The organism is Methylobacterium sp. ARG-1 (assembly GCF_001262595.1).
GTDB classification, from domain to species: Bacteria; Pseudomonadota; Alphaproteobacteria; order Rhizobiales; family Beijerinckiaceae; genus Methylobacterium; species Methylobacterium brachiatum.
Window position 1 is genome coordinate 86,296 of record NZ_LHCD01000012.1, and the last position, 23,359, is coordinate 109,654.

General features: G+C 70.6%; 22 protein-coding genes. 16 read left to right on the forward strand and 6 right to left on the reverse strand.

The window, feature by feature from the left end:
• Positions 1-137 precede the first annotated feature (137 nt).
• From AKJ13_RS13575 to AKJ13_RS13605, 7 genes are all read left to right on the forward strand, one after another.
• Complete coding sequence (locus AKJ13_RS13575) at positions 138-1,613, forward strand: ATP-binding protein (RefSeq protein ID WP_082316946.1); 1,476 nt, start codon at positions 138-140, stop codon at positions 1,611-1,613.
• Complete coding sequence (locus AKJ13_RS13580) at positions 1,610-2,284, forward strand: response regulator transcription factor (RefSeq protein ID WP_007561188.1); 675 nt, start codon at positions 1,610-1,612, stop codon at positions 2,282-2,284. Before AKJ13_RS13575 ends, AKJ13_RS13580 begins: the two co-directional genes overlap by 4 nt.
• A 26-nt stretch (positions 2,285-2,310) precedes the next feature.
• Positions 2,311-2,997, forward strand: coding sequence for a TenA family protein (locus tag AKJ13_RS13585; protein WP_050733818.1), 687 nt, complete (start codon positions 2,311-2,313; stop codon positions 2,995-2,997).
• 16 nt (positions 2,998-3,013) lie between these two features.
• Positions 3,014-3,796: a DJ-1/PfpI family protein gene (locus AKJ13_RS13590; RefSeq protein WP_244471598.1), complete on the forward strand. Its 783-nt coding sequence runs from the start codon at positions 3,014-3,016 to the stop codon at positions 3,794-3,796.
• Positions 3,797-3,904: 108 nt separating this feature from the next.
• The gene (locus AKJ13_RS13595; protein WP_050733819.1) at positions 3,905-4,366 is read left to right on the forward strand and encodes a TerB family tellurite resistance protein; all 462 of its coding nucleotides are present in this window, start codon (positions 3,905-3,907) and stop codon (positions 4,364-4,366) included.
• A gap of 15 nt (positions 4,367-4,381) precedes the next feature.
• Complete coding sequence (locus tag AKJ13_RS13600) at positions 4,382-4,783, forward strand: CidA/LrgA family protein (protein WP_050733820.1); 402 nt, start codon at positions 4,382-4,384, stop codon at positions 4,781-4,783.
• 3 nt (positions 4,784-4,786) lie between these two features.
• A complete protein-coding gene (locus AKJ13_RS13605; RefSeq protein ID WP_050733821.1) occupies positions 4,787-5,503 on the forward strand; it encodes an LrgB family protein in 717 nt (238 codons plus the stop codon).
• Between the two features lie 3 nt (positions 5,504-5,506).
• On the opposite strand, the gene AKJ13_RS13610 is transcribed toward AKJ13_RS13605, so the two are convergent.
• Positions 5,507-6,604: an NAD(P)/FAD-dependent oxidoreductase gene (locus AKJ13_RS13610; protein ID WP_050733860.1), complete on the reverse strand. Its 1,098-nt coding sequence runs from the start codon at positions 6,602-6,604 to the stop codon at positions 5,507-5,509.
• Positions 6,605-6,908: 304 nt separating this feature from the next.
• On the opposite strand from AKJ13_RS13610, the gene AKJ13_RS13615 reads away from it, so the two are divergent.
• Positions 6,909-7,316 carry a MucR family transcriptional regulator gene (locus tag AKJ13_RS13615; protein ID WP_050733861.1) on the forward strand — a complete coding sequence of 136 codons (408 nt, stop codon included), beginning with the start codon at positions 6,909-6,911 and terminating at the stop codon, positions 7,314-7,316.
• A gap of 39 nt (positions 7,317-7,355) precedes the next feature.
• On the opposite strand, the gene AKJ13_RS13620 is transcribed toward AKJ13_RS13615, so the two are convergent.
• From AKJ13_RS13620 to AKJ13_RS13630, 3 genes are all read right to left on the reverse strand, one after another.
• Positions 7,356-10,007 (reverse strand): glucosidase, encoded by a 2,652-nt coding sequence (locus AKJ13_RS13620; protein WP_050733822.1) that lies wholly within the window; start codon positions 10,005-10,007, stop codon positions 7,356-7,358.
• Positions 10,008-10,363: 356 nt separating this feature from the next.
• Complete coding sequence (locus tag AKJ13_RS13625) at positions 10,364-11,029, reverse strand: HAD family hydrolase (protein ID WP_050733823.1); 666 nt, start codon at positions 11,027-11,029, stop codon at positions 10,364-10,366.
• A gap of 83 nt (positions 11,030-11,112) precedes the next feature.
• Positions 11,113-11,349 carry a hypothetical protein gene (locus AKJ13_RS13630; RefSeq protein WP_050733824.1) on the reverse strand — a complete coding sequence of 79 codons (237 nt, stop codon included), beginning with the start codon at positions 11,347-11,349 and terminating at the stop codon, positions 11,113-11,115.
• Between the two features lie 189 nt (positions 11,350-11,538).
• On the opposite strand from AKJ13_RS13630, the gene trpA reads away from it, so the two are divergent.
• From trpA to AKJ13_RS13650, 4 genes are all read left to right on the forward strand, one after another.
• Positions 11,539-12,378 (forward strand): tryptophan synthase subunit alpha, encoded by an 840-nt coding sequence (gene trpA, locus AKJ13_RS13635; RefSeq protein ID WP_050733825.1) that lies wholly within the window; start codon positions 11,539-11,541, stop codon positions 12,376-12,378.
• A gap of 72 nt (positions 12,379-12,450) precedes the next feature.
• Positions 12,451-13,347 (forward strand): acetyl-CoA carboxylase, carboxyltransferase subunit beta, encoded by an 897-nt coding sequence (accD, locus tag AKJ13_RS13640; protein ID WP_050733826.1) that lies wholly within the window; start codon positions 12,451-12,453, stop codon positions 13,345-13,347.
• 9 nt (positions 13,348-13,356) lie between these two features.
• Positions 13,357-14,682 (forward strand): folylpolyglutamate synthase/dihydrofolate synthase family protein, encoded by a 1,326-nt coding sequence (locus tag AKJ13_RS13645; RefSeq protein WP_007561216.1) that lies wholly within the window; start codon positions 13,357-13,359, stop codon positions 14,680-14,682.
• Positions 14,683-14,888: 206 nt separating this feature from the next.
• Positions 14,889-15,788, forward strand: coding sequence for a porin family protein (locus AKJ13_RS13650; RefSeq protein WP_050733827.1), 900 nt, complete (start codon positions 14,889-14,891; stop codon positions 15,786-15,788).
• 119 nt (positions 15,789-15,907) lie between these two features.
• Here the strand turns inward: AKJ13_RS13650 and trxA are convergent, their stop codons facing one another.
• Together trxA and addA are read right to left on the reverse strand one after the other, a co-directional pair.
• The gene (gene trxA / locus AKJ13_RS13655; RefSeq protein ID WP_007561219.1) at positions 15,908-16,231 is read right to left on the reverse strand and encodes a thioredoxin; all 324 of its coding nucleotides are present in this window, start codon (positions 16,229-16,231) and stop codon (positions 15,908-15,910) included.
• Between the two features lie 245 nt (positions 16,232-16,476).
• A complete protein-coding gene (gene addA, locus AKJ13_RS13660; RefSeq protein ID WP_050733828.1) occupies positions 16,477-19,962 on the reverse strand; it encodes a double-strand break repair helicase AddA in 3,486 nt (1,161 codons plus the stop codon).
• A gap of 211 nt (positions 19,963-20,173) precedes the next feature.
• On the opposite strand from addA, the gene minC (AKJ13_RS13665) reads away from it, so the two are divergent.
• The 4 genes from minC (AKJ13_RS13665) (at position 20,174) to minE (ending at position 23,224) form a co-directional block, all read left to right on the forward strand.
• Positions 20,174-20,830, forward strand: a complete 657-nt coding sequence (minC, locus tag AKJ13_RS13665; protein ID WP_047170773.1) for a septum site-determining protein MinC — start codon at positions 20,174-20,176, stop codon at positions 20,828-20,830.
• 486 nt (positions 20,831-21,316) lie between these two features.
• Complete coding sequence (gene minC / locus AKJ13_RS13670; protein ID WP_050733829.1) at positions 21,317-22,045, forward strand: septum site-determining protein MinC; 729 nt, start codon at positions 21,317-21,319, stop codon at positions 22,043-22,045.
• A gap of 28 nt (positions 22,046-22,073) precedes the next feature.
• Entirely contained in the window at positions 22,074-22,889 is an 816-nt protein-coding gene (minD, locus tag AKJ13_RS13675; RefSeq protein ID WP_007561227.1) for a septum site-determining protein MinD, read from the forward strand.
• On the forward strand, positions 22,886-23,224 hold the full coding sequence (gene minE, locus AKJ13_RS13680; protein ID WP_007561229.1) for a cell division topological specificity factor MinE: 339 nt from the start codon (positions 22,886-22,888) through the stop codon (positions 23,222-23,224). The genes minD and minE overlap by 4 nt, the downstream gene beginning before the upstream one ends.
• Positions 23,225-23,359: the final 135 nt, after the last annotated feature.

Consider the following 23,359-nt stretch of genomic DNA (forward strand, 5'->3'; position numbering starts at 1 on the left):
GGCCCGGCCAGTCGAGGCTCGGCTATCCACAAGATAAAGCGAAGCCGCTTAAGAATCCGTATTCGGTTCCGCCCTGCTGGCGCGACCGGGAAGGGGTGGCGGATCGGCCTTCCCGATGCCGGGCGGGATGGGGCGGCATGGACTTCGACGGAGCGCTCGTTATGCGTCTGCCGGTGGATACAAGAGCAACCGTGATTTCGACGCCTGACGCCGCGCCTGCAAGTCGACGGGCCGGCTTCCGGCCCTGGGCCGATTGGTCGACCCGCGCGCGCCTCGTCGCCGTGGTGCTGTTCATCGATGCCTTGGCGGCGCTGATCTCCTGCGGGGTGATCGTGCTGAACGCCCGCAATGCGGTGCGCGTGGAGACCCGTGCCTCGCTGGCCACCGTCGAGTCCCTGGTCGCCGACACGATCCGCCTGTCCGACGCGGCCTCGCCCGACACGCTGCTGCAGACGCTGGACCTGCGCTTCAAGACCCTGCGCCACGTCCGCGTCGCGGTGCTCGACGCGGATGGCGATCAGGTCGGCAGCCCGATGTCGCCGCACCGGTCCGAGCGCGAGGCACCCCGCTGGTTCGCCGAGCTGATCATGCCGCCGATCGAGCGCCATACGCTGCCGATCGTCGTCAACGGCCAGAGGCTGGGCACCGCGCAGATCACCACCCAGCCGATGGACGAGATCGACGAGATCTGGGGCTATGCGAGGGCGCTCTCGATGACCACCCTGGCGATCAACGCGGCGATGCTGATCGCGCTCTACCTGGCGCTCGGCCGAATCCTGGCGCCGCTGCAGGGGCTCGGCGACGGCCTGACCCAGCTGGAACATCACGATTACACCGCGCGCCTTGAGACCCCGGGCGCCCGCGAGCTGGCGGTGATCGCCGCGCGGTTCAACAAGGTCGCCGAGGCCCTGAGCGAGGTCCGCGCCGCCAACGGGCGCCTCAACCGCCAATTGCTCACCGCCCAAGACGACGAGCGCCGCCGCACCGCGCTCGAGCTGCACGACGAGTTCGGCCCCTGCCTGTTCGCCCTGGAGGCCAACGCGGCCTCGATCGCCCGGATCGCCTCCGGGCCCGCCGAGCCCGATCGCGAGAAACTCGCCGCCCGGGCGGCCGAAATCAGCGCCATCGTCGGGCAGGTCCAGACCGTCAACCGGGAATTGCTGAACCGCCTGCGCCCGCACGGGCTCGGGCAGGCGCCGCTGGCCACCTGTCTCGACCTGCTGCTGCGCGGCTTCGGCCAGCGGCATCCGGGCACGACCTTCGTGGGGACGTTCGACGGCCTAGCCCGCGGCTACGGCGACCTCGTGGATCTCACGGTGTTCCGCTGCGTGCAGGAGAGCGCGACCAACGCGGTCCGCCACGGTGGCGCCACCCGGGTCGAGGCCGAAGCCACCGAGGTCGAGGGCCAGCTGCGCGTCACGATCCGCGACGACGGCAGCGGGATCCCGGCCGAACACCGCACCGGGCTCGGTCTTTCGGGGATGCGCGAGCGTGTCGAGGCGTTGGATGGTACCTTCGGCCTTGACAATGACGGCCCCGGAGCAATCGTCCGGATCATGATCCCCGTTCCGCCCGAGCGGGTCGACGAGAACAACAACGCGCCGAGCGCATGAACGCCATCGCCTCCCAGATCGACGCCGCCGCGACACGCTTGCCGGTCCTCGTGATCGACGATCACCCGATCGTTCTCCAGGGCTGTCGACGGGTCCTCGAGGATTCCGGGGTCGAGACCATCGCGGAGGCGACCACGGTGGTCGGCGGCTACCGGATCTTCCACCGGCTGCGGCCGCCGGTGGTGATCTGCGATCTGACCTTCCAGGGCAGCGGCATGGCCGGGCTCGGCCTGATCCGACGCATCCGCGCGGTCGCCCCGGAGACGCGGATCCTGGTCTTCAGCATGCACAACGATCCGGTGATCGTCGCGCGGGCGCTGGAGGCCGGGGCGCTCGGCTACGTGCTGAAGGACCACGCCTCGGCCGAGCTGTTCGAGGCGTTCGGCAAGGTCCGGGTCGGCGAGGTCTATCTCGACCGCCGGCTCGCCACCGAGGTGGCGATGCTGCGCGCCGACGCCCGCCGCACCCCGGAATCCCAGCTGACCCCTCGGGAGCAGCAGATCCTGGCGCGTCTCGCGCAAGGGCGCTCCTACGGCGCCATCGCGGCCGACCTGTCGGTGAGCTACAAGACCGTCACCAATGCCTGCTCGCAGATGCGCCAGAAGCTCGGCGTGCGGACCCTGGCCGAGCTGATCCACGTCGCCGTCACGCACGCGCAGCGGCAGGGATAGCGTCCGCGATTGAGGAGGATGCGCCTTTGACCGACGGTGACGGTGGCCCGAATGCCTTCTCGCAGGCAGCCTGGGCGCGCAACGCGGCGGCCTACGAGACGATCCGGACGATGCCGTTCAACGCGGAGCTCGCCGCCGGTACGCTGCCGCAGGCCACGTTCCGACACTACATAGTCCAGGACGCGCATTACCTGATCGGCTTCGGCCGGGCGCTGAGCCTCGCCGCCGCGAAGGCCCCGGACCCGGACGGGATCGTCCAGTTCTCCCGCGCCGCGCAGGACGCCATCGTGGTCGAGCGCGCGCTGCATGGCGGCTTCTTCCGCGATTACGGGATCGGCCCGGAGGCCTTCGCGGGCACGCCGCTGACCCCGGCCTGCCACCACTACATTTCCTACTTGGTCGCCACCGCCTATGCCGAGCCGTTCGAGGTCCTGTGCGCGGCCCTGCTGCCGTGCTTCTGGATCTACAAGGCGGTGGGTGACGACATCTTCGCCCGCGCCGCGCCAGACAACCGGTATCGCGCCTGGATCGACACCTATGCGGGCGAGGATTTCGCCGATGCCGTGGCGGGCATGATCGCCGCCACCGACCGCGCGGCGGACTCGGCCTCGCCGGCCCTGCAGGCGCGCATGCACGGCGCGTTCACGCAGGCGACGCGGCTCGAATGGCTGTTCTGGGACAGCGCCTACCGGGATGCGTCTTGGCCGTTGTGAAGCGCCCGGCCCAGGCGTGACTTCGCCGGACCTCAGCCGCCGGGCCATGGTCGCGGCCGCCGCGGCCGCTGCCGCCTTCGGGCCGGTCCGCTTGGCGGCCGCCGACGCGCCGGGCCCGATCCCGCAGGATCGTCCGGTCCGAATCGCCATGGTGCTGTATCCGGGCATGACCGCCCTCGATCTGGTCGGTCCGCAGGCGCTGCTCGCCGGCCTCGCCCCCGGCAGCCTTTACCTCGTTGCAGAGGCCGAAGGTTCCGTCGCCAGCGATACGGGCCTGAGCCTCGTGGCGACGCATACCTTCGCGACCTGCCCGCCCGATCTGGACGTCCTGTTCGTCCCCGGCGGCGACGGCACGCCCGACCAGATGCGCGACGCCGCGCTGCTGGCCTTCCTGCGCGCGCGTGCGCCGCGCACCACCTGGGTGACGAGCGTCTGCACCGGGTCGCTGATCCTCGGGGCGGCCGGCCTGCTGAACGGCTACCGCGCCACCTCGCACTGGTGCGTGCGCGACGCCGTCCTGCCGCTGCTCGGCGCCGTGCCGGTGGCCGAGCGCGTCGTCTTCGACCGCAACCGCGCCACCGGCGCCGGCATCTCGGCCGGGCTCGATCTCGCTTTGGCGCTCGCCACCCGCCTGCGCGGCCCCGACTACGCCCGCACCGCGCAGCTCGTCGCCGAATACGCCCCGGAGCCGCCGTTCCAGGCCGGGACCCCCGCGCAGGCCGGGCCGGCGATCCTGCGCGCGGCGGACGCGATCCTGGCGTCGCTCGTCGCGGGGGCGACCGAGGCGGCGCGGGGCTGAGACCGCCAAAACGATGCAGCTGTGCCACGCTGGCCGACGACGTGATCCGGCATCCTTGACGGCGTGTCCCACGAACCGAACTGTGCATCAGGAACCCCCGGAGCCGACATGTCCCTGATCGCACGCCTGCGCGCCTACGCGACCGAGGCCCTCGGCGTCGGCGCCACCGAGCCGGTGGACGACACCCACCTCGCCGCGACTGCGCTCCTCGTGCACGTCGCCCGGGTCGACGGCATCCTGGCGCCCGCCGAGAGCGAGCGCCTGTCCCGGCTGGTGCAGGGCCACTATGCCGAGGGGCCGGATGCCGCCCGGGCGCTGATCGCGCGCGCCACCGCGGTCGATGCCGAGACCCGCGACCTGGCGAGCCTGGTCGAGATGATTCCCCACGAGGCCAACAAGGCCGAGCGGCAGGATCTCCTGACCATGGCCTGGTCGGTCGCCGCCGCGGACGGGAACGTCGACGAGTTCGAGGAGGCGCTGGTCGAGCGCCTCGGCCGGCTGCTCGGCTTCGACGAGGCGGCGATCGCTGCGTCCCGTCGAACCGGGCAGCGGGGCGTCGGCGCCGTCTAGCGGCCCGGTCGGACGATGATCGCGAGCCTGGCGCTGATCCTGCTCGCCCAGCTCCTGGGCGAGATCCTGGCCCGGGGCGCCGGCGTGCCGGTCCCGGGGCCGGTGATCGGCATGGGTCTGATGTTCGGCTTTCTGCTCCTGCGCGACAGCCGCCTCGGCCTGCCCCGGATCCTGCCCAAGCCCCTCACCGACGGCACCCTCGAGACCACGGCCCGGGGGCTCCTGATGAACCTGTCGCTGATGTTCGTGCCGGCGGGCGTCGGCGTGGTCGGCCGCCTCGACCTGCTCCGGGCCCAGGGGCTCAAGCTCGCCATCGTGCTCGTGGTCTCCACCGCCCTGTCCCTGCTGGTGACCGTGCTGGTGTTCCGCGCGGTCGCGTCCCGGGTCGAGCGGCGCCGGCCCGACGGGGAGGCCTGAGCGGTGCACGGCGACTTCTCGCTCTGGGTCTATCTGGCCGGCACGCCGCTGCTGTGGCTGACCGTGACCCTAACCTCCTACGTCCTGGCCGACCGGATCGCGGCCGCCACCGGTCGGCACCCGATCGCCAACCCGGTGCTGATCACGGTGATTTTGGTCGGCACCGTCCTGGCGGTAACAGGCACGCCCTATCCGACCTATTTCGAGGGTGCGCAGTTCGTCCACTTCCTGCTCGGGCCGGCGACCGTGGTGCTGGCCATGCCCCTCTACGAGCGCCGGGCCACGGTCCTGCGCGCCCTGGTGCCGATGCTGGCCGCGCTCCTGGCCGGCGCGGCCACGACGCTGGCGGTCGTCATCGCGCTGGCGCGGCTCCTCGACATCCCGCAGCCGATCCTGATCTCGCTGGCGCCGAAATCCGTGACTTCGGGGGTGGCCATGGGCATCGCCGAGGCGCTGGGCGGCGACCCAACGCTCACCGCGATTCTGGTGATCCTCACCGGGATCATCGGGGCGATCCTGGTGACGCCGCTGATGAACCTCCTGCGGATCCGCGACATGCGCGCCCGGGGCTTCGCGGCCGGGCTGGCCGCCCACGGTATCGGCACGGCCCGGGCCTTCCAGGTGAGCGAGACCGCCGGCACCTTCGCGGGCATCGCCATGGGGCTCAACGCCTTCCTGACCGCGATCCTCGCACCCCTGGCACTACACCTGCTGTTCTGAGCCTCAGGCGTCGAGCCGCCCGGCCACCGCCTCCGCCAGAGACAGGCTCGAGGTCAGCCCCGGGCTCTCGATCCCGAACAGGTGGACGATCCCGGGCAGCCCGTGCTCCTCCGGTCCGTCGATCCGAAAGTCTGCCGCCGTCTCGCCCGGGCCGGTGAGCTTGGGGCGCAGCCCGGCATAGTCCGGGTAGAGCGCCCCGTCCGGCAGGCCCGGCCAGTAGCGGCGGATCGCACCGTAGAAGCTGTCCGCGCGGGCCGGGTCGACCCGGTAGTCGAAGCCCTCGACCCATTCCACGTCGGGTCCGAACCGGGTGCGGCCTGCGAGATCCAGGGTGAGGTGGATGCCCAGGCCGCCGTCGATCCGCGGCGCGGGATAGATGAGACGCGAGAAGGCCGGCTTGCCGGTGCAGCCGAAATAATTGCCCCGCGCCAGGCGCAGCACCGGCACGCGCTCGACCGGATAGCCCTCCGTGCGTGCGGCGAGCGCGGGCGCCCCGAAGCTCGCGGCGTTGACCACGGCGTCGAAAGCCAGCTCGACCGGCTCGCTGCCGCCGAAAGCCGCGAGCCACTGTCCGTCCCGGTGGGACAGGCGCTCCACCGGCGTGCGCAGGGCCAGGGCGCCGCCGTGATCCTCGAACACCCCGAGCAGCGCGAGCATCAGCGCGTGGCTGTCGACGATCCCGGTATGAGGCGCGTGCAGCGCCAGGGTGCAGGCGAGGTTGGGCTCCAGGCGCTTCGCCGCTGCGGCGTCGAGCAGTTCGAGCCCGCGGACGCCGTTGGCCTCGCCCCGCTGCCGGATCGCCGCGATCGTGTCGGCTTCGGCATCGTCGCCCGCGACGATCAACTTGCCGCAGGCCCGGTGCGGCACCCCGTGGTTCGCGCAGAAGTTGTATAGCTTCTCGGCGCCATCGACGCAGTGTTGGGCGCGGGCAGAACCGGACGGGTAATACATGCCGCCATGGATCACCTCGGAGCTGCGGGCCGACACGCCGGTCCCGAACGCCTCCTCGGCCTCCGCTACGATGACAGCGTGCCCGCGCAGCGCGAAGGCCCGCCCCACGGCCAGGCCGACCACGCCGGCGCCGACGACCAGAACCTCCATCTCCGCCACCCTCGATGATCGCCCCAACAGGGCCGGTGGGTCCTCAATACCGCACCCATGCCGTCTCTTAGGCCCGCATGTTGATTCGGCGTTGACCGTATTCATCAATTCTAAGTAGAAACCTGCGCCAATTAGATGCTCGCAGTGGTTGTAAGCGTAGCGAGCGGGCGCATAATGCCGCCACGCGCTGCCCGGAGGCGGACCGGATTTCTGTTCCGGGCTCCGTCATCGGCCGCCGACAGCACAGCAGCCTAACGACCCGACAAAGCCGCATCGTCCGACCGAGAAACCTTAGGAGATGACCATGCAGACGACCTCGCCGAGCGTCGAACTCGCCGCAAAGATCCTAAGCGCCTACGTCACCAAGAACAGCGTGCCGGCGGGTGCCCTGCCCAGCCTTCTGTCCGAGGTGCACCGCTCGATCACCGCGCTGGATGCGCCGGTCGAGCGTCAGGTCAAGCGGCCGACCGAGGCGCAGATCCGCGCGTCGATCCGGCCCGATACGATCATGAGCTTCGAGGACGGCAAGTCCTACAAGGCCCTGCGCCGGCACCTGACCCTGCGCGGCCTCACCCCGGAGGCGTACAAGGCCAAGTGGGGCCTGCCGGTGGATTACCCGCTGGTCTCGGCGGCCTACAGCGCCCGGCGCTCGAAGATCTCCCGCGAGATCGGGCTCGGCCAGAAGCTGCGGATGCAGCAGGCGGCCGAGTAGGAGCGGGGCCCATCGGGTCGATCGAGCCGGCCGTGCCCGTCACGGCCGGCTCTCTGCTGTCGAGACCTCCTGGATCAGGAGCGCCACGAGGCCGGACCAGCCGGTCTGATGCGAGGCGCCGACGCCCCGTCCGTTATCGCCGTCGTAATACTCGTAGAACAGGACCAGATCGCGGAAATGCGGGTCCTCCTGCTCGATCCGGCTCGTTCCGTAGACCGGCCGGTGCCCGTCCGGGCCGCGGATCGAGAGGCTGATGAGGCGCAGGGACAGCGTCTCCGCGATCTCCCGGAGCGAGTAGGTCCGCCCCGAGCCGGTCGGCGCCTCCACACGGAAATCCGGGCCGTAATAGGCGTAGAACTGCCTCAATCCGGCGATCAGCAGGTAATTCACCGGCATCCAGACCGGCCCGCGCCAGTTGGAATTGCCGCCGAACAGGCGTGAGCGCGATTCCGCCGGCTCGTAGGCGAGCCCCATGTCCCGGCCGTTCCATGGGAAGCAGAACGGTGTGTCCGCGTAGCTGCGCGAGACCGCCCGCAGACCGTGCTCGGACAGGAACTCCGCCGGATCGAGGGCTCGGTGCAGCAGCGCCTTCAGCCGGTGGCCGCGCAGCAGCGACAGCAGCACGGTCTGGCCTTCGCCGGGCTCATTCCAGCGCGAGACCAGGGCGGCCAGATCGGGGCGGTTCCTGAGGAAGAACGCCATCCGGTTCCGGAGGGAGGGCAGCTTCTCCAGATGGCGCTCGCTGATCGTCGTGACCGCGAAGATTGGGATCAGCCCGACCATGGTTCGCACCCGGATCGGCAGGCGGTTCCCGTCGCGTGCCTCGATCACGTCGTAGAAGAAGCCGTCCGCCTCGTCCCAGACGCCGTCGCCGGTCGCCGCGGCGATGAGCAGGAAATGCTCGAAGAACTTCTCCGCCATGTCCTCGTAGGTCGGGTCCTGCATCGCCAGCTCGATGGCGATGCGCATCAGGTTGAGCGCGTAGGCTGCCATCCAGGCGGTCGCGTCGGACTGGGTGAGGGTGGCGCCGTCGCCGACCGGCTTCGATCGGTCGAAGATGCCGATATTGTCGAGCCCGAGGAAGCCGCCCTGGAACAGGTTGCGGTCGTCGGAATCCTTGCGGTTGACCCACCAAGTGAAGTTCAGGGTCAGCTTGTTGAAGATGCGCTTCAGGAAGACGTGGTCGGGCGTGCCGGTGAGCGCCCGGTCGATCTCGAACACCCGCCAGGCGGCGAGCCCGTGGATCGGCGGGTTGGCGTCCCCGAACCCCCATTCGTAGGCCGGAAGCGCCGCGTTCGGGTGAGCATAGGCCTCGTCCACCAGGAGCAGTAGTTGGTTCTTGGCGAAGTCCGGATCGATCAGCGAGAACACGATCGCCTGAAGGGCGAGATCCCAGGAGGCGAACCAGGGATATTCCCAGGCATCCGGCATCGAGATGATGTCGTTGGCGCGCAGATGCGCCCAGTCGGCGTTGCGGCCGTGCCGGCGCGCGGGGGAGGGGGCCGGCTGGGCCGGATCGCCGGCCAGCCACTCGCGCACGTCGTAATGATAGAGCTGCTTCGACCACAGCATGCCGGCCAGCGCCTGCCGCTGCACCAGCCGCATCTCGGGATCGGGGATTGACTCCTGCAGGGCGTCGTAGAACGCGTCCGCCTCATCCGCGCGGGCCGCGAATACCGCGTCGAAATCCGCGAAGGGCTCGCCCGGCGCGGTCTCGGGGCGCAGGCGCAACCGGAGAATGCGCGACTCCCCGGGGCTGAGATGCAGGTGGTAGCGGGCGGCGCATTTCGTGCCGGACAGGTGGTTGGCCGCCCCGGCCTCGCCCTGGACGACGCGTCGGTCGATCCCATCCTTGTAGAAGCCGGCCTCCGGGCCGCTGCCGAACAGCCGGTGGGTGTTGGTCTCGTTCTCGGTGAACAGCAGCTCGGCCGCGCCCTCCGCGTAGAAGCGCATCGGCGCCACGCCCGGATGACGCGCCCAGACCGACCCGTCCGAGCCGGCGGACAATTCGGGCTTCTCGGTCCCCGCCTTCCACGACCACAGGTTCCGGGCCCAGAGCTGCGGCAGCAGCGTGAGGTCGGCGGGCTCGGGACCGCGATTGGTGGTGGTGACCCGCATCAGCAGGTCGTCGGGGCCGGCCTTGGCGTAGGCAATCTCGACGTCGAAGTAGCGGCCTTCGTCGAACAGGCCGGTGTCGAGGAGCTCGAATTCCGGGTCGTCCAGGCCGCGGCGGCGGTTCTCCTCGACCAGGCGCTGATAGGGGAACGCGCTCTGCGGGTACTTGTACAGCATCCGCATGAAGGCGTGCGTCGGAATACCGTCGAGGTAGTAGTACAACTCCTTCACGTCCTCGCCGTGGTTGCCCTCGGCGTTGGTGAGGCCGAACAGGCGCTCCTTCAGGATCGGGTCGCGCCCGTTCCACAACGCGAGCGCCAGGCACCAGTTCAGGTGCCGGTCGCCGAAGCCGCCGATCCCGTCCTCGCCCCAACGATACGCCCGGGAGCGGGCATGGTCGTGGGGCAGGGAATCCCAGGCCTCGCCGTCGGCGCTGTAATCCTCCCGCACCGTGCCCCATTGCCGGTCGCTGAGATACGGACCCCAGCGCCGCCAGGCCGGGTCGGTGCGCGCCTGCACCAGCCGCTGCCCCTCCGCAGTCTCGAAGAGGCCCGGGACGCCGTTCGGCTTGGTCATACGGTCGATGCTCCCGCGCGATGTTGGGATTTGCGCCCGGATACTGCCGTGGTTCGGCGGGGAGAAGTCAACGCTTGCCGGCAACGTGACCCGGCGATCGGGCCGTCCGTCCTAAACGTCTATCGTCGCCGCAACGCGGGCGCGAAAACAGACCGCGTTATTCCGGGGCGCCGCAGGCGAGCCCGGAATCCAGAGCCACAGGCCGTCAAAAACCGAGATCTGTCGCCGTATCTGGATCCCGGGCTCCGCTAGGCAGCCCCGGGATGACACCGTGCGTGCACCGGCAATTGTGGCGCCTGGACTCTTGGTGACCGTATGTCGTCCGTAACTGCCCCTCTCGATCGAATCGAGCACCGTCAGCCAACGGACAAGACGCGCAACCCGTCCGGCGCCGCATCGACCGTCAGCGCCCGATAATCCGGGATCGTGGCGTGCCGTGTCTCGATTGGCGCATGGTGGGTTGCCGAGACCACCACGACGGTGGCTCCTGCCGCCTCGCCGGCCTGGATGCCGGCTGGGGCATCCTCGAAGACCAGGCAGTCCGCGGCCGCGACGCCCAGGCGCTCGGCGGCCAGCAGGAAACAATCCGGCGCGGGCTTGCCCCGATCGATGTCCTCGGCGGCGACGAGCAGGGCCGGGACCGGCATGCCGGCGGCGTCCAGGCGGCGCAGGGCGAGCTCCCGGGGTGCCGAGGTGACGATCGCCCAGCGCTCGGGCGGCAGGGCTTGCAGGAACGTGCGGGCGCCCGGGATCTCGGCGATGTCGCCGACATCCTCGATCTCCGCCCGGGTGATGGCGGCGGCCTCGGCCTCCGGATCGACACCGGGCAGACCGAGCCGGCGGATCGTGTCCACCGAGCGGACCCCGTGGATCGTCGGAAGGAAACGCGCGACGTCGAGGCCGTGACTCTGTGCCCAATGCGTCCAGGCCCGCTCCGCCGAGGCGATCGAGCTGATGATCGTCCCGTCCATGTCGAACAGGAAGGCGGCGAAGCGGCGCGTCGGGAGGTCTTGGGTCGTCATGCCCGAGGGCTACGCGGGCCGGGGCGGGCGGGCAACCGCGCCGCACGCACGGCCGCTGCCCGCCCGGTCCCCGTTGACCGGCCTCAGGACTCCCCGGTCTCGGAGCCGGGTGCCTGCCGGTTCGCCGCGTGGTCCTGGTACTGCTCGGTCTGGACCGCCTTGCCGTCAAGCCCGCGCTCGTCGCTGTGGCGGGATTTGTCCCGGTTGCTCAGGACCTCGTTCTCGCCGAGCACGCCGTCCGGCAGATCGGTCATGCCGCCGCTGCCCGAGCCCTTGCCGTGACCGCCCGGGCCCATGTGGTGCTTGTCGGCCTTCGCCATGTCGCGCTCCTCATCATCCTGGGGGTGTGGACGCCGGGAGATGGAGTCCGCGATCGGCAGGACAAGGCGGGGGCGGCCGTCTCCGTGGCCGCGGGGGCGAGCGCTTCACGGGCCGACGCCGATGGTGTAGCGCGGAGATAATCCTGGGCCGGATCCGGTCCCGACGTCGCGAAAACCCGTATCAGATCCATGCCGAGCCGCATCGACGCCACCTTCGCCCGTGCCCGCGCCGAGAACCGGGCCGTCCTGGTCACCTACGTGATGGCTGGCGATCCCGACCCGGAGACCTCCCTGGAGATCCTGAAGGCGCTCCCCGGTGCCGGCGCCGACATCCTGGAATTCGGCCTGCCTTTCACCGACCCGATGGCCGACGGCCCGGCGATCCAGGCCGCGGGCCTGCGTGCCCTCAAGGCCGGCCAAGGCGTGGCCGGCACGCTCGACCTCGTCCGCCGCTTCCGCGCCGAGAACGACGGTACGCCGATCGTGCTGATGGGCTACTTCAACCCGATCCACACCTACGGGGTCGAGCGGTTCCTCGACGACGCGGTTTCCGCCGGGGTCGATGGGCTGATCGTGGTCGACCTGCCGCCGGAGGAGGATTCGGAGCTCTGCCTGCCGGCGCTTGCCAAGGGGCTCGCCTTCATCCGGCTCGCCACGCCGACCACCGATGAGCGCCGCCTGCCGGCCGTGCTCGCGAACACCGCGGGCTTCGTCTACTACGTGTCGATCACCGGAATCACCGGCACGGCGACGCCGGATTTCGGCAAGGTCTCGGAGGCGGTCGCCCGCATCCGCCGCCACACCGACCTGCCCGTGGTGGTCGGCTTCGGGGTGAAGACCGGCGCCCACGCGGCGGCGATCGCCAAGGGCGCCGACGGGGTCGTGGTCGGCTCGGCGCTGGTGGACACCCTGGTCCGCTCGCTGGATTCCGAGGGCCGGCCGCAGGCCGGCACGGTCCCGGCGGTGGTGGAGCTGGTCCGGGAGCTCGCCGCAGGCGTCCGGGCGGGCGGGGTCGAGCGGGCCGCCTGAACCGCGCGCCCTGGCGGCGGGGACCGCACCACCTGATATCAGCGCGAGCTTGAAGCGAACGGACGCGAGTCGATGGTCGAACCGATGAACTGGATCTCGGAGGTGGTGCGCCCCCGGATCAAGACCCTGTTCAAGCGCGAGACGCCCGAGAACCTCTGGGTCAAGTGCCCGGATACCGGCCAGATGGTGTTCCACAAGGAGGTGGAGGCCAATCACTGGGTGATCCCGGGCTCCGAGCATCACCTGAAGATGAGCGCCACCGCGCGCCTCAAGATGATGTTCGACGAGGGCACCTGGCTCGACGTGGCGCTGCCCGAGGTCGCCACAGACCCGCTGAAGTTCCGCGACGAGAAGCGCTACGTCGACCGCCTCAAGGAGGCCCGGGCCAAGACCGGTCTGCAGGACGCGTTCAAGATCGGCTTCGGCCGGGTCGGCGGCCTGCCCATGACCCTGGCGGCGCAGGAATTCGGCTTCATGGCCGGCTCCCTCGGCATGGCGGCCGGCGAGGCCTTCGTGCGCGGCGCCGAGACCGCCCTGGAGAAGCGCACCCCCTACGTGCTGTTCTCGGCCTCCGGCGGGGCACGCATGCAGGAAGGCATCCTGTCCCTGATGCAGATGCCCCGGACCACCGTGGCGGTGCGCCGGCTCAACGCCGCGCGTCTGCCCTACATCGTCGTGCTGACCAACCCGACCACCGGCGGCGTCACCGCCTCTTACGCGATGCTCGGCGACGTGCACCTGGCCGAGCCGGGCGCGCTGATCTGCTTCGCCGGCCCCCGGGTGATCGAGCAGACCATCCGCGAGAAGCTGCCGGACGGATTCCAGCGGGCGGAATACCTGCGCGAGCACGGCATGGTCGATCAGGTGGTCCACCGTCACGCCCTGAAGGAGACGATTACGCGCCTCTGCGGCCTGCTGACCAACGCCGCGACGAGCGATGCGCCGGTCCCCGCCCAGGCAGCGGCCTAGCCGGCCGCGATGGCATCCTCCGACGCCCTCATGGCGCGATTCCTCGCGCTCCATCCGCGCACCATCGACCTGTCGCTGGGGCGGATCGAGCGGCTGCTGTCCCGGCTGAACCATCCGGAGCGGCGCCTGCCGCCGGTGATCCACGTCGCCGGGACCAATGGCAAGGGCTCGACCATCGCGTTCATGCGGGCGATCCTCGAAGCTGGGGGCCTGGCCGCGCATGTCTACACCTCGCCCCATCTCGTCCGGTTCCACGAGCGGATTCGACTTGGCGGGATCGGCGGCGGCCAGTTCGTGGACGAGGACCGGCTGGCCGACGCGTTCTCGCGCTGCGAGGCCGCCAATGCCGGCGAGCCGATCACCATGTTCGAGATCACCACGGCGGCGGCTCTGCTGCTGTTCTCGGCGAGCCCGGCCGACGTGCTGCTCCTTGAGGTCGGGCTGGGCGGGCGGCTCGATGCCACCAACGTCATCGCCCAGCCGGCCTGCGCGGTCGTGACCCCGATCGGCCGCGACCATGCCGAGTATCTCGGCGACACGGTCGAGTCGGTGGCCGCCGAGAAGGCCGGAATCTTCAAGCGCGGTTGCCCGGCCGTGATCGCCGCCCAGGACTATGCCGAGGCCGACGCCGTCCTCTGCCGGCACGCCGAGGCCGTGGGGGCGGGGCCGATCCTGATCGGAAACCAGGATTTCTCCGTCCACGAGGAGCGCGGCCGGCTCGTCTACCAGGACGAGACCGACCTGTTCGACCTGCCGCGGCCGCGCCTGGCCGGACGCCATCAGCTGGTCAATGCCGGCACCGCGATCACGGCTCTGCGGGCGGCCGGGTTCGGCGATATCGGCAACGCCGCCCTGGAGCGGGGCCTCACCGAGGTCGATTGGCCCGGCCGGCTGCAGCGGCTCGGACGCGGTCGGCTGGCCGCGCAACTCGATCCCGGCGCCGAGCTGTGGCTCGACGGCGGCCATAACATAGACGGCGGCCGGATCCTCGCCGCCGCCATGGCCGATCTCGGCGAGCGCAGCGACGTGCCGCTGGTCCTGATCGTCGGTCTCCTCAGCACCAAGGATGCCGACGGGTTCCTGCGCAACTTCGTCGGTCTGGCCCGGGCGCTCATCGCGGTCCCGATCACCACCTCGATGGCGGCGCGGCCGGCCGAAGAAGTAGCGCGAATCGGTGAGGATGTCGGCCTGTCGACCCGGACGGCGCCGAGCATCGAGGCTGCGCTGGCCCAGGTGAAGGACATCGCCTTCGAGCAACCCCCGCGAATCCTGATCTGCGGCTCGCTCTACCTGGCCGGGCTGGTCCTGGCGGCCAACGACACGCCGCCTGTGTGAGGCGCGTCATGCCTTAGTCTTGGGCACTGGCTTTTTCGCGAAGGTTTGGTTAGCACCGGGTAATCGCCGTCGATTCGCCGCATTCGACGCCGCGAAATCGCTCCCACGGCCACGCTTTCCCCTGGCTGTGGCCGCGAAGCTACATCCTGCATAGGTTTGATCCCCTAGCTTCGGGTTCGATCGGGCTTGTGATGGGGATCACAGACATGAAGACGCTTCTCACCTCTCTCGCGGCGTTCACCGCGCTCACCGCGGCGGCCTCCGCTGCCGACCTGCCGCGTCGCGCCGCGCCGCCGCCGGTGTTCACCCCCGTTCCGGTGTTCACCTGGACCGGCTTCTACTTCGGTATCAACGCTGGCTACGCTTTCGATGCCAGCGACACCGACAGCAACCGCGGCTTCGTCCAGACCGGCGGTAGCCCGGCCGTGCTGACCGCCGGCGGTCTCGCCCCCTATCAGGCGCTTGCGCCGCTCGGCTCGTCGCTGATCTACAACCGCAATAACCGCGAAGGCTTCTCCGGCGGTGGCCAGATCGGCTACAACTACCAGTTCACCCCGGGCTCGGGCGTCGTGATCGGCTTCGAGGCCGACGCGCAGTACCTCGATTTCGGTGGCCGTCCGCGCTACGCCACGAACGCCGCCGCCATCAACCCGGGCTTCATCCCGGTCAACGGCACCCTGAACACGCTGGACTTCTTCGGCACCGTGCGCGGCCGTCTCGGCTACGCCTTCGACAAGACCCTCGTGTACGCCACCGGCGGTTTCGCTTACGCCACCGGCGACCAGGGCACCCAGGGCGTCGCCTTCCAGAACTTCGCTGGCCGTCGCGACGACTTCAAGACCGGCTACACCGTCGGCGGCGGCGCTGAGTTCGCGCTCCCCACCGACTCGTTCCTGAACTTCTTCCGGTCGTCGGCCGTGACGTTCAAGGTCGAAGGTCTGTACGTGAGCCTCGACCGCAACCGCACCGGCCTGCCGCTGGTCGGCGCTGCCCTCAACACCGGCACCGTGCTGCCGGTCTACGCCGTCACCGGCAACACCAGCCGCAACACGAACGACTTCGCCGTCGTCCGCGCGGGCCTGAACTACAAGTTCGGCTCGTACTAAGACCGAACGATTGGTCCCGGGCGCCAAGCCCGGGACCACGGGATTGGGTCCCGAAACCGAGAAAGCCCGGCCTTGCGGCCGGGCTTTCTTTTTGTCGTTGCGTCGAAGGGGTCAGTGGCTCAGGCGACCTGTGCGCCGATCCACCGGGACAGGTCGCCCTTGGGGGCGGCGCCGACCTTCTGATCGACCCGCTCGCCGTTCTTGAACAGCAGCAGCGTCGGGATCGAGCGGATGCCGTACTGGGCGGCGATCTGCGGATTCTCGTCGACGTTGACCTTGGCGATCTTCACCTTGCCTTGGAGATCGGTGGCGATCTCCTCGAGCGCCGGGCCGATCTGGCGGCAGGGGCCGCACCACTCCGCCCAGAAATCCACCACGACGGGCTCGGCGGACTTGAGAACGTCCTGCTCGAAGCTCGCGTCGGTTACTTTCACCGTCGCCATAACGTCACCTTTCGGAACTGGCCGCCAGTCGGGCGGCCTCGGACGGGCAGGGGCCCGCGCGGTTCGACCAGAATTGGCGACGCCCCACCGCCCGGTCAAGCAGTCCGCCCACCGATGCATGGGGGCGCCTCGAGGCGCGCATTGCGATGTGCGCTGGCACATGTCGGCCGGGGGGACGCGGGAGAAGGCCCTTCCGGAGGATGGCGCCGTGTTGCGTACGCCTTCCTCGAAAACCGCTCCCCCCGTCAGCCCGCGATTCCCGCCTGGTCCAAAGCCGCGCGGATATCGTCGCCGCTCAAGGTCCGGATCACCGGCCCCGAGGTCCAGATCAGCATCGGGCGAATCGTGCGGTCCGGATAGATCTGGCCCAGCAGCTTCGCGTAGAGCGCAATCTGGCCGGCTTCTGCGGGGGGCAGGGGCTCGTCCTCGGCCGGGGGGCGCCCGGTCTTGAAGTCGGCGATCCGGATCGTGTCGGCGGACACGGCGAGGCGGTCGACCCGGCCCTGCACCACCCGCTCGGCGCCGCCGGTACGGACGCGGCCCGTGAGATTCACTTCGGCGCGGGCGTCGGGGGCAAACAGGGGGGCGAGGTCGGGATCGTCGATCAGGCGCAGCACCGAGCGGACGATGCCGTAGGTCACCGGGCGCGGCAGGCCGGGTGCCCGGGCCCGCACGAAGGCGAGGCCGGCCGATTCCCGGCGCTCCGTCTCGATCCGAGGCAGGTGCTGCAGCAGGGAATGGATCAGGATGCCGCGGCGGCGCGCCTGGGCATCCGCCAGGCGGGGCGGCGGCACCCGCGAGCCGTCGGCCGCCTGGAGGGCACCGGACGGATTCAGGATCGGGATCTCCGGCTCCGGCGGGACCGGGCTGCGCAGCCAGTCCGGCTCGGGCATGCGGGCCGCCGCCTGTGCCGGGATCTCCGGCGGGCGGAGCGTCTCCGTGCCCTCCCGCCACAAGGTCGCGGGGCCGTAGGGCAGCTCCAGTGCCTGGCCGGCGCCGAGGGCGGCCTCCAGGCCGGCCTGGACCATCCGGCACCAGGCCGCCTCGCTCTCGCGCTCGTGGCCCCGGAACGGAGCCACGATGAGCCGGTCGGCCGCCCGGGTCATCGCGACGTAGAGCAGACGGTTGTGCTCCTGCCGCGCCCGGGCGAGCAGGGCCGCGCGGGCCTCGCCGGTTGCGGCGCAATCCTGCGTCTTCCCGCTCGACCAGACCGGCGGCAGCGCGGCACCGTTGGCGGCGAGCGGCAGCAGCGGCGGGTCGTTGCGCCCCAGCGGCTCGCAGCCATCTAGGACCACGACCACCGGCGCCTCGAGGCCCTTGGCCCCGTGCACGGTCATCACCCTTACCTCGTCGCGGCCCGATTCCATGTCACGCTTGACCGTGTGGCCGGCCTCGGTGCCGACATAGCGGGCCAGGAAGCCGCCGAGCGAGGGCGCGTCCTCGCCGGTCTCGGCCTGGGCGGCGGCGGCCAGGAACACGTCGATGGCGTCCCCTGCCTCGCCGCCAAGCCTCGCGACCAGCTTCGCCCGGCCGCCCTGCGGCCCGAGGAGCCGCGCGTAGAAGCCGAACGGGCCGTGGAGCCCTGCGAGCGCGATCCAGTCCGAGAGCGCGGAGAGGCCGCGGATCGCCGCCGGATCCCCGGCCTCGGCGTGGCGGTGCAGGGCATCCTCCAGGGTCTCCGACAGGTCGCGGCGAGCGGCGAGCCGCACCAGATCCTCGTCGGTGAGCCCGACCAGCGGCGTCTTGAGCGCGGTGGCGAGCGTCAGGTCGTCGGCCGGCAGTAGCCCCGCCCGCCCGGCGGCGACGAGGTCGGCCACCGCGATATGGGCGGAGACTTCCAGCCGGTCCTGGCCGGCGACCGGGACGCCGAGATTCTTCAGGGCGCGGATCACCTCCTCGAAGGCGGGCCCGCGCTTGCGCACCAGGATCAGCACGTCGCCCGGGCGCCAGACCCGGCCGGTGGCGTCGCCCTGGCTCGTCCAGGTCCGCACCGCCTGCGCCACCCGGCGGGCCGTGACGATCGCTGGGGCGCTGGTCTCGGGGGCGTCCACCGGCGCCGTCCACGCATCGGGCTCCGGTGTCGGCTCGGGCTCGGCGATCGGCCACAGCTCCACCGCTCCGGGCGCGCCGGGCCGGGCGCTGGCATGGACCGTCCGCCGCGCGGAATCCTCGAAGGACAGGCCTTCGTTATGCGCGTCGAGGGCGAAGACCGCGTCGACCGCCTGGAGGACCAGGCCGGTGGAGCGGAACGACAGGGTCAGCGGCACATCCTCGAAGGTGAGACCGGCCGCGCGCGATTCCTGGATCCAGGACGCCCGGGTGAGGGCGAATTCCCGCGGCTCGGCGCCCTGGAAACCGTAGATCGACTGCTTCGGGTCGCCCACCGCGAAGCGGGTCCGGGTCCCGGCCCGGGCGCCCTCGCCGGCGGCGAATTCCTGGGTGATCGCCCGCAGAATCTCCCACTGCTCAGGGTTGGTATCCTGCGCTTCGTCAACCAGCACATGGTCGATGCCGCGGTCGAGCTTGTACAGCACCCAGCCGGCTCCGACCCGGGCCAGCAGGTCGAGCGCCTTGTGGATCAGGTCATCGAAATCCAGCGCCCCGAGCCGCGCCTTCTGGGCCTCGACCCGGCGGTGGATCTCGGCCGCGAGCTGGAACAGCGCCTGCGTCCGGGCATGGGCCCGGGCGGCGCGCAGGCGATCGAACAGCGGCGCCAGCCGGTCGCGCTCGGCGATCAGGCATTCCTTCACCGCCGCCGGGACGCTCTTGGTGCCCAGGCTGCTGTCGGCCTTGGGCTCGTCCTTCTGGGTGAAGAACACCCCACGGTAGAGATCGAGCGCCTCGGACCGGTCCGCCAGGCCCTCCGATTGCACCCGCTCGGCCTCGGCCGCCGCCAGCGCATCGGCGAGCTTCTCGTCGTTGGCCTTCCCGGTGCGCAAAGCCTCGATTAACGCCGCTCGATCCTCGGGGCGGCAGCCCGGGCCGCCCTCCAGGATCGCGGCCTCGAGCGCCTCCGCGTTCTCTTCGGCGGCAAGCCCCAAAGCCCCGTGCAAGTCTTCGAAGGACCGGTCCATCCGGGCCCGGTCGCCGATCAGACTCCGCGCGCGCAAGGCAGAGCGGATCGCCGCCCGCAGGGTGTCGCCGGTGGCCTCCGGGGTGACCCGCGCCAGCGCGGCGCTGAGCGGCGTGTCGCCGTTCGAGACCGCATCGGCCAGCACGTTGGCCATCTCGATGTCGAAGATCTCCCGGGCCTTGGTCTCGTCGAGCACCACGAAGCGGGCCGGCACGTTCGCCTCGAACGGGAACATGTGCAGGAGCCGCTCGCACAGGGCGTGCAGAGTCTCGATCTTAAGGCCCCCCGGCGTCTCCACCGCCCGGGCGAACAGCCGCCGGGCCATGCGCAACCGCTCCGCGTCGGCCCGCTCCCCAGTCAGCGCCTCCAGCTCGGCGGCGAGCGCGGAATCGTCCAGCGTCACCCAGCGGCCGAGTAGGCGGAACACCCGGATCGCCATGTTGGCGGCCGCCGCCTTGGTGAAGGTCAGGCACAGGATCCGGCCCGGAGGCGCGCCGTCGAGGAGCAGCCGCACCACCCGGTCGGTGAGCACCTTGGTCTTGCCGGCCCCGGCATTGGCCGAGACCCAGGCCGAGGCCCGCGGATCGGCCGCCCGACGCTGATTGGCCTGGGTCAGGTCGTCGACGACGAAGGGTCTGGGCGCGTGTACGCTGCTCAACGGTCTCGTCCGGATTGGGCTGGCCGACCTCTCTACAACAGAAATGCACCGGCGGGCCGAGCAAGGCGTCACACTGCGCCGAGCGGGATTGCCCCGGGCGCAGCCGCGCCGCATGGATGCGTCAGACATCCTCACGCCACCGAAAACGCCCGTGACCCAGCCGACATCCGAGCCGGCGCGCCCGCCGATCCGCTTCCGCGGCCGCTCCTTCATGGCCACTGTGCTGGCCCCGATACCGCCCGTGGCCGAGTGGTTCGGCGACCTCGACGCCCTGAACCGGCGCGCGCCCAACTTCTTCGCCGGCCGGCCGGTGATCCTCGACCTCGCCGGGCTGAAGCTCACTCGGGAGGATCTCGACGGCCTGCTCGCGGAACTCGCAGCCCGCAGGATCGCGATCCTGGGCATCGAGGGCGCGCCGCCGTCGATCCTCACCCCCGAGCTGCCGCCGGCCCTGTCGGGCGGTCGCCCGGCCGGCGAGGTCGCCACACCGGGCGAGGAGACGCCGCCCGAGCCGGCGCTCAAGGAAAACGCCGCGCGCTCGCTGATCCTCGACGCGCCGGTGCGCTCCGGCCAGACCGTGCTGCATCTCGAGGGCGACGTGACCGTGCTCGGCGCCGTCGCCTCGGGCGCCGAGGTGATCGCCGGCGGCTCGATCCACGTCTACGGCGCCCTGCGCGGCCGGGCGGTGGCGGGCGCCGCCGGCAACCCGGGCGCGCGGATCTGGTGCCGCCGCTTCGAGCCGGAACTGGTGGCGATCGACGGCCTCTACCGCGCGGCCGACGACCTCGACCCGGCCTTCCGCGGCCAGGCCGTGGAGGTTCGGCTGGTGGAGGATGCGATCAAGCTGGGTTTGTTTGAGCGGGGATGAGGAAAGCGGGCGGCGTGGCCGCGCGTTCGCCGCTCAGCCAACGGCACGCGCGGACGCAGGGACAGAGCCTGAAGGGGGGAGAACCAGCCCGAGATATTGATGAACATGCGAAGGATCGGGCCAAGCTGCGCCGGGATCGCGTGGGCTTCCAACCGCGGTAAGCGGTGCGCGCGGTGATGTTCAGCGTCCCGCGAATATCGCGCATGACAGATTCACCGCACAGGTCCCAGCAATCGCGTCGCATCGGTAAATGCGATCCGCGCTAAGAGCTTAGCCAGGATCGACCCTGCGCGGTCGCGTGGTACGATCCGACGGTGCGAGCCCGAAACCATGCGGTGGTGGGCCGCCTCTGGCCGCGGGCCGCACCGACCCCTGGGTCCGCCGATCCCAGGATCCCGGCAGAATTTGCCGACCGGATCCAAAACTTAACCCTTCGGTAACCATGCCCGCCGTCAATGGTCCGGTAAGGACTCTTAACGGGCCGACATGAGCGAAACCCTCCCCGAGCCGATCGAAGACCCGGAGACCGCCCCAGCGGCGGCTCCTGCGCCCCGGCCGCTCAGCCTTCGCGGGCGGGCGTTCAAGGGCCTGGCCCTCACCCCCGAGCCGCCGCTTCCAGAGTGGCTTGCGGGTCTCGACGCGGCGCTCAAGCGCTCGCCGACCCTGCTGAAAGGCCGGGCCGTGATCCTGGACTGCGCCCAGCTCAAGCCTGAGCCGGACGCGCTCGAAACGTTAATGAACGAGCTCAAGGCCCGCGGCATCGCGGTCCTGGGGATCGAGGGGATCGACGCCGTCGCGTCCGGATTCCCGCCGCTGCTGGTGCAGGGGCGCCCGTCGGACAAGGTCGAGGTCCCGGCGGCTCCCGCCGAGCCGGAGCCGCAGGTGGTCACGTCGATCACCGTCGAGGGTTCGGTGCGCTCCGGACAGAGCGTGATCAACCCGACCGGCGACGTCACCGTGATGGGCTCCGTCTCCTCGGGAGCCGAGATCCTGGCGGGCGGGTCGATCCACGTCTACGGCGCCCTGCGGGGCCGTGCGATCGCCGGTGCGGCGCGCAACCCGCGGGCACGAATCTACTGCCGCAAATTCGAGCCCGAGTTGCTGGGGATCGACCGCCTCGTGCGGACGGCGGAGGACATGGGCACGGCCCTGCGCGGCAAGGCCGCTCAGGTCTGGCTCGATGGCGGCAACATCCGAATGGCAAGCTTAGACTAGTAAGCTCAGGATCAAGGGAGATCGACGCGTGGCAAAGGTTCTCGTCGTCACATCGGGCAAGGGCGGCGTCGGCAAGACGACGACGACCGCGGCCCTCGGAGCGGCCCTGGCGCAGGGCGGGCAGAGCGTGTGCGTCGTCGATTTCGACGTCGGCCTGCGTAACCTCGACCTCGTCATGGGTGCCGAGCGCCGGGTGGTCTACGACCTCATCAACGTGGTCAACGGCGACGCCAAGCTGCCGCAGGCCCTGATCAAGGACAAGCGGCTCGACACCCTGCACCTGCTGCCGGCCTCGCAGACCCGCGACAAGGACGCGCTCACCGATGCCGGCGTCGCCCGGGTGATGGAAGAGCTGCGCGAGCGGTTCGACTGGGTGGTGTGCGACTCGCCGGCCGGCATCGAGCGCGGCGCCCAGCTCGCGATGCACCACGCCGACGTGGCCGTGGTGGTGACCAACCCCGAGGTCTCCTCGGTACGCGACTCCGACCGGATCATCGGCCTCCTCGATTCCAAGACCGCCAAGGCGGAGAAGGGCGAGGAGATGGAGAAGCACCTGATCCTCACCCGCTACGACCCAATGCGGGCCGACCGCGGCGACATGCTTAAGACCGAGGACGTGCTCGACATCCTGTCGATCCCGCTGCTGGCGATCATCCCCGAGAGCCAGGAGGTGCTGCGCGCCTCGAACCTCGGCTGCCCGGTCACCCTCAACAACCCCCTCTGCGCCCCGGCGCGGGCCTACGCCGATGCGGCGCGCCGGCTGAAGGGCGAGGACGTGCCGATGAGCATGCCGACCGAGCGGAAGTCCTTCCTCGACAAGCTGTTCATGCGGAGGGCGGCATGAGCATCCTCGGTATCTTCCAGAAGCGCAATTCCGGCGCGGTCGCCCGCGACCGCCTGCAGCTGATCCTCGCCCATGAGCGCGCCGAGTCGGGTCGCCCCGACCTGGTGATCCAGCTCCGCGAGGAGATCCTGGCGGTGATCGCCAACCATGTCTCGGTCGAGCCGGACAAGGTGAAGGTCACCCTGGAGCGCGGCGAGGGCGTCTCGACGCTGGGCCTCGACATCGAGCTTCCGCTCGGTGCCTCGGCCAAGCTCGATGCGAAGCTGGCGGCCAAGCTCGCCGAGGTCGCGGCGAACAAGGTCGGACGGAAGCCGGCCGCCAAGAAGGCCGCTTGAGCCCGGCCGCACGCGCCACCGCCGACACGAACCTGCGCGAGCCGCGCCCGCTGAGCCGGGTGCGGCTTCGCCTTTTCGAGGGGCCTCGACCGGCAGCGCTCCCGCCCCATCTCGTCCGCACGGCGGCGGCTGACC

Coding starts and splice junctions, on each gene's coding strand:
- minE (WP_007561229.1), top strand. CDS start 22,886: ATGAGCATCCTCGGTATCTTCCAGAAGCGCAATTCCGGCGCGGTCGCC.
- AKJ13_RS13575 (WP_082316946.1), top strand. CDS start 138: ATGGACTTCGACGGAGCGCTCGTTATGCGTCTGCCGGTGGATACAAGA.
- AKJ13_RS13595 (WP_050733819.1), top strand. CDS start 3,905: ATGTCCCTGATCGCACGCCTGCGCGCCTACGCGACCGAGGCCCTCGGC.
- AKJ13_RS13600 (WP_050733820.1), top strand. CDS start 4,382: ATGATCGCGAGCCTGGCGCTGATCCTGCTCGCCCAGCTCCTGGGCGAG.
- trpA (WP_050733825.1), top strand. CDS start 11,539: ATGCCGAGCCGCATCGACGCCACCTTCGCCCGTGCCCGCGCCGAGAAC.
- minC (WP_050733829.1), top strand. CDS start 21,317: ATGAGCGAAACCCTCCCCGAGCCGATCGAAGACCCGGAGACCGCCCCA.
- AKJ13_RS13630 (WP_050733824.1), bottom strand. CDS start 11,349: ATGGCGAAGGCCGACAAGCACCACATGGGCCCGGGCGGTCACGGCAAG.
- AKJ13_RS13580 (WP_007561188.1), top strand. CDS start 1,610: ATGAACGCCATCGCCTCCCAGATCGACGCCGCCGCGACACGCTTGCCG.
- accD (WP_050733826.1), top strand. CDS start 12,451: ATGGTCGAACCGATGAACTGGATCTCGGAGGTGGTGCGCCCCCGGATC.
- AKJ13_RS13650 (WP_050733827.1), top strand. CDS start 14,889: ATGAAGACGCTTCTCACCTCTCTCGCGGCGTTCACCGCGCTCACCGCG.
- AKJ13_RS13610 (WP_050733860.1), bottom strand. CDS start 6,604: ATGGAGGTTCTGGTCGTCGGCGCCGGCGTGGTCGGCCTGGCCGTGGGG.
- AKJ13_RS13615 (WP_050733861.1), top strand. CDS start 6,909: ATGCAGACGACCTCGCCGAGCGTCGAACTCGCCGCAAAGATCCTAAGC.
- AKJ13_RS13620 (WP_050733822.1), bottom strand. CDS start 10,007: ATGACCAAGCCGAACGGCGTCCCGGGCCTCTTCGAGACTGCGGAGGGG.
- AKJ13_RS13645 (WP_007561216.1), top strand. CDS start 13,357: ATGGCATCCTCCGACGCCCTCATGGCGCGATTCCTCGCGCTCCATCCG.
- trxA (WP_007561219.1), bottom strand. CDS start 16,231: ATGGCGACGGTGAAAGTAACCGACGCGAGCTTCGAGCAGGACGTTCTC.
- minC (WP_047170773.1), top strand. CDS start 20,174: ATGGCCACTGTGCTGGCCCCGATACCGCCCGTGGCCGAGTGGTTCGGC.
- AKJ13_RS13625 (WP_050733823.1), bottom strand. CDS start 11,029: ATGACGACCCAAGACCTCCCGACGCGCCGCTTCGCCGCCTTCCTGTTC.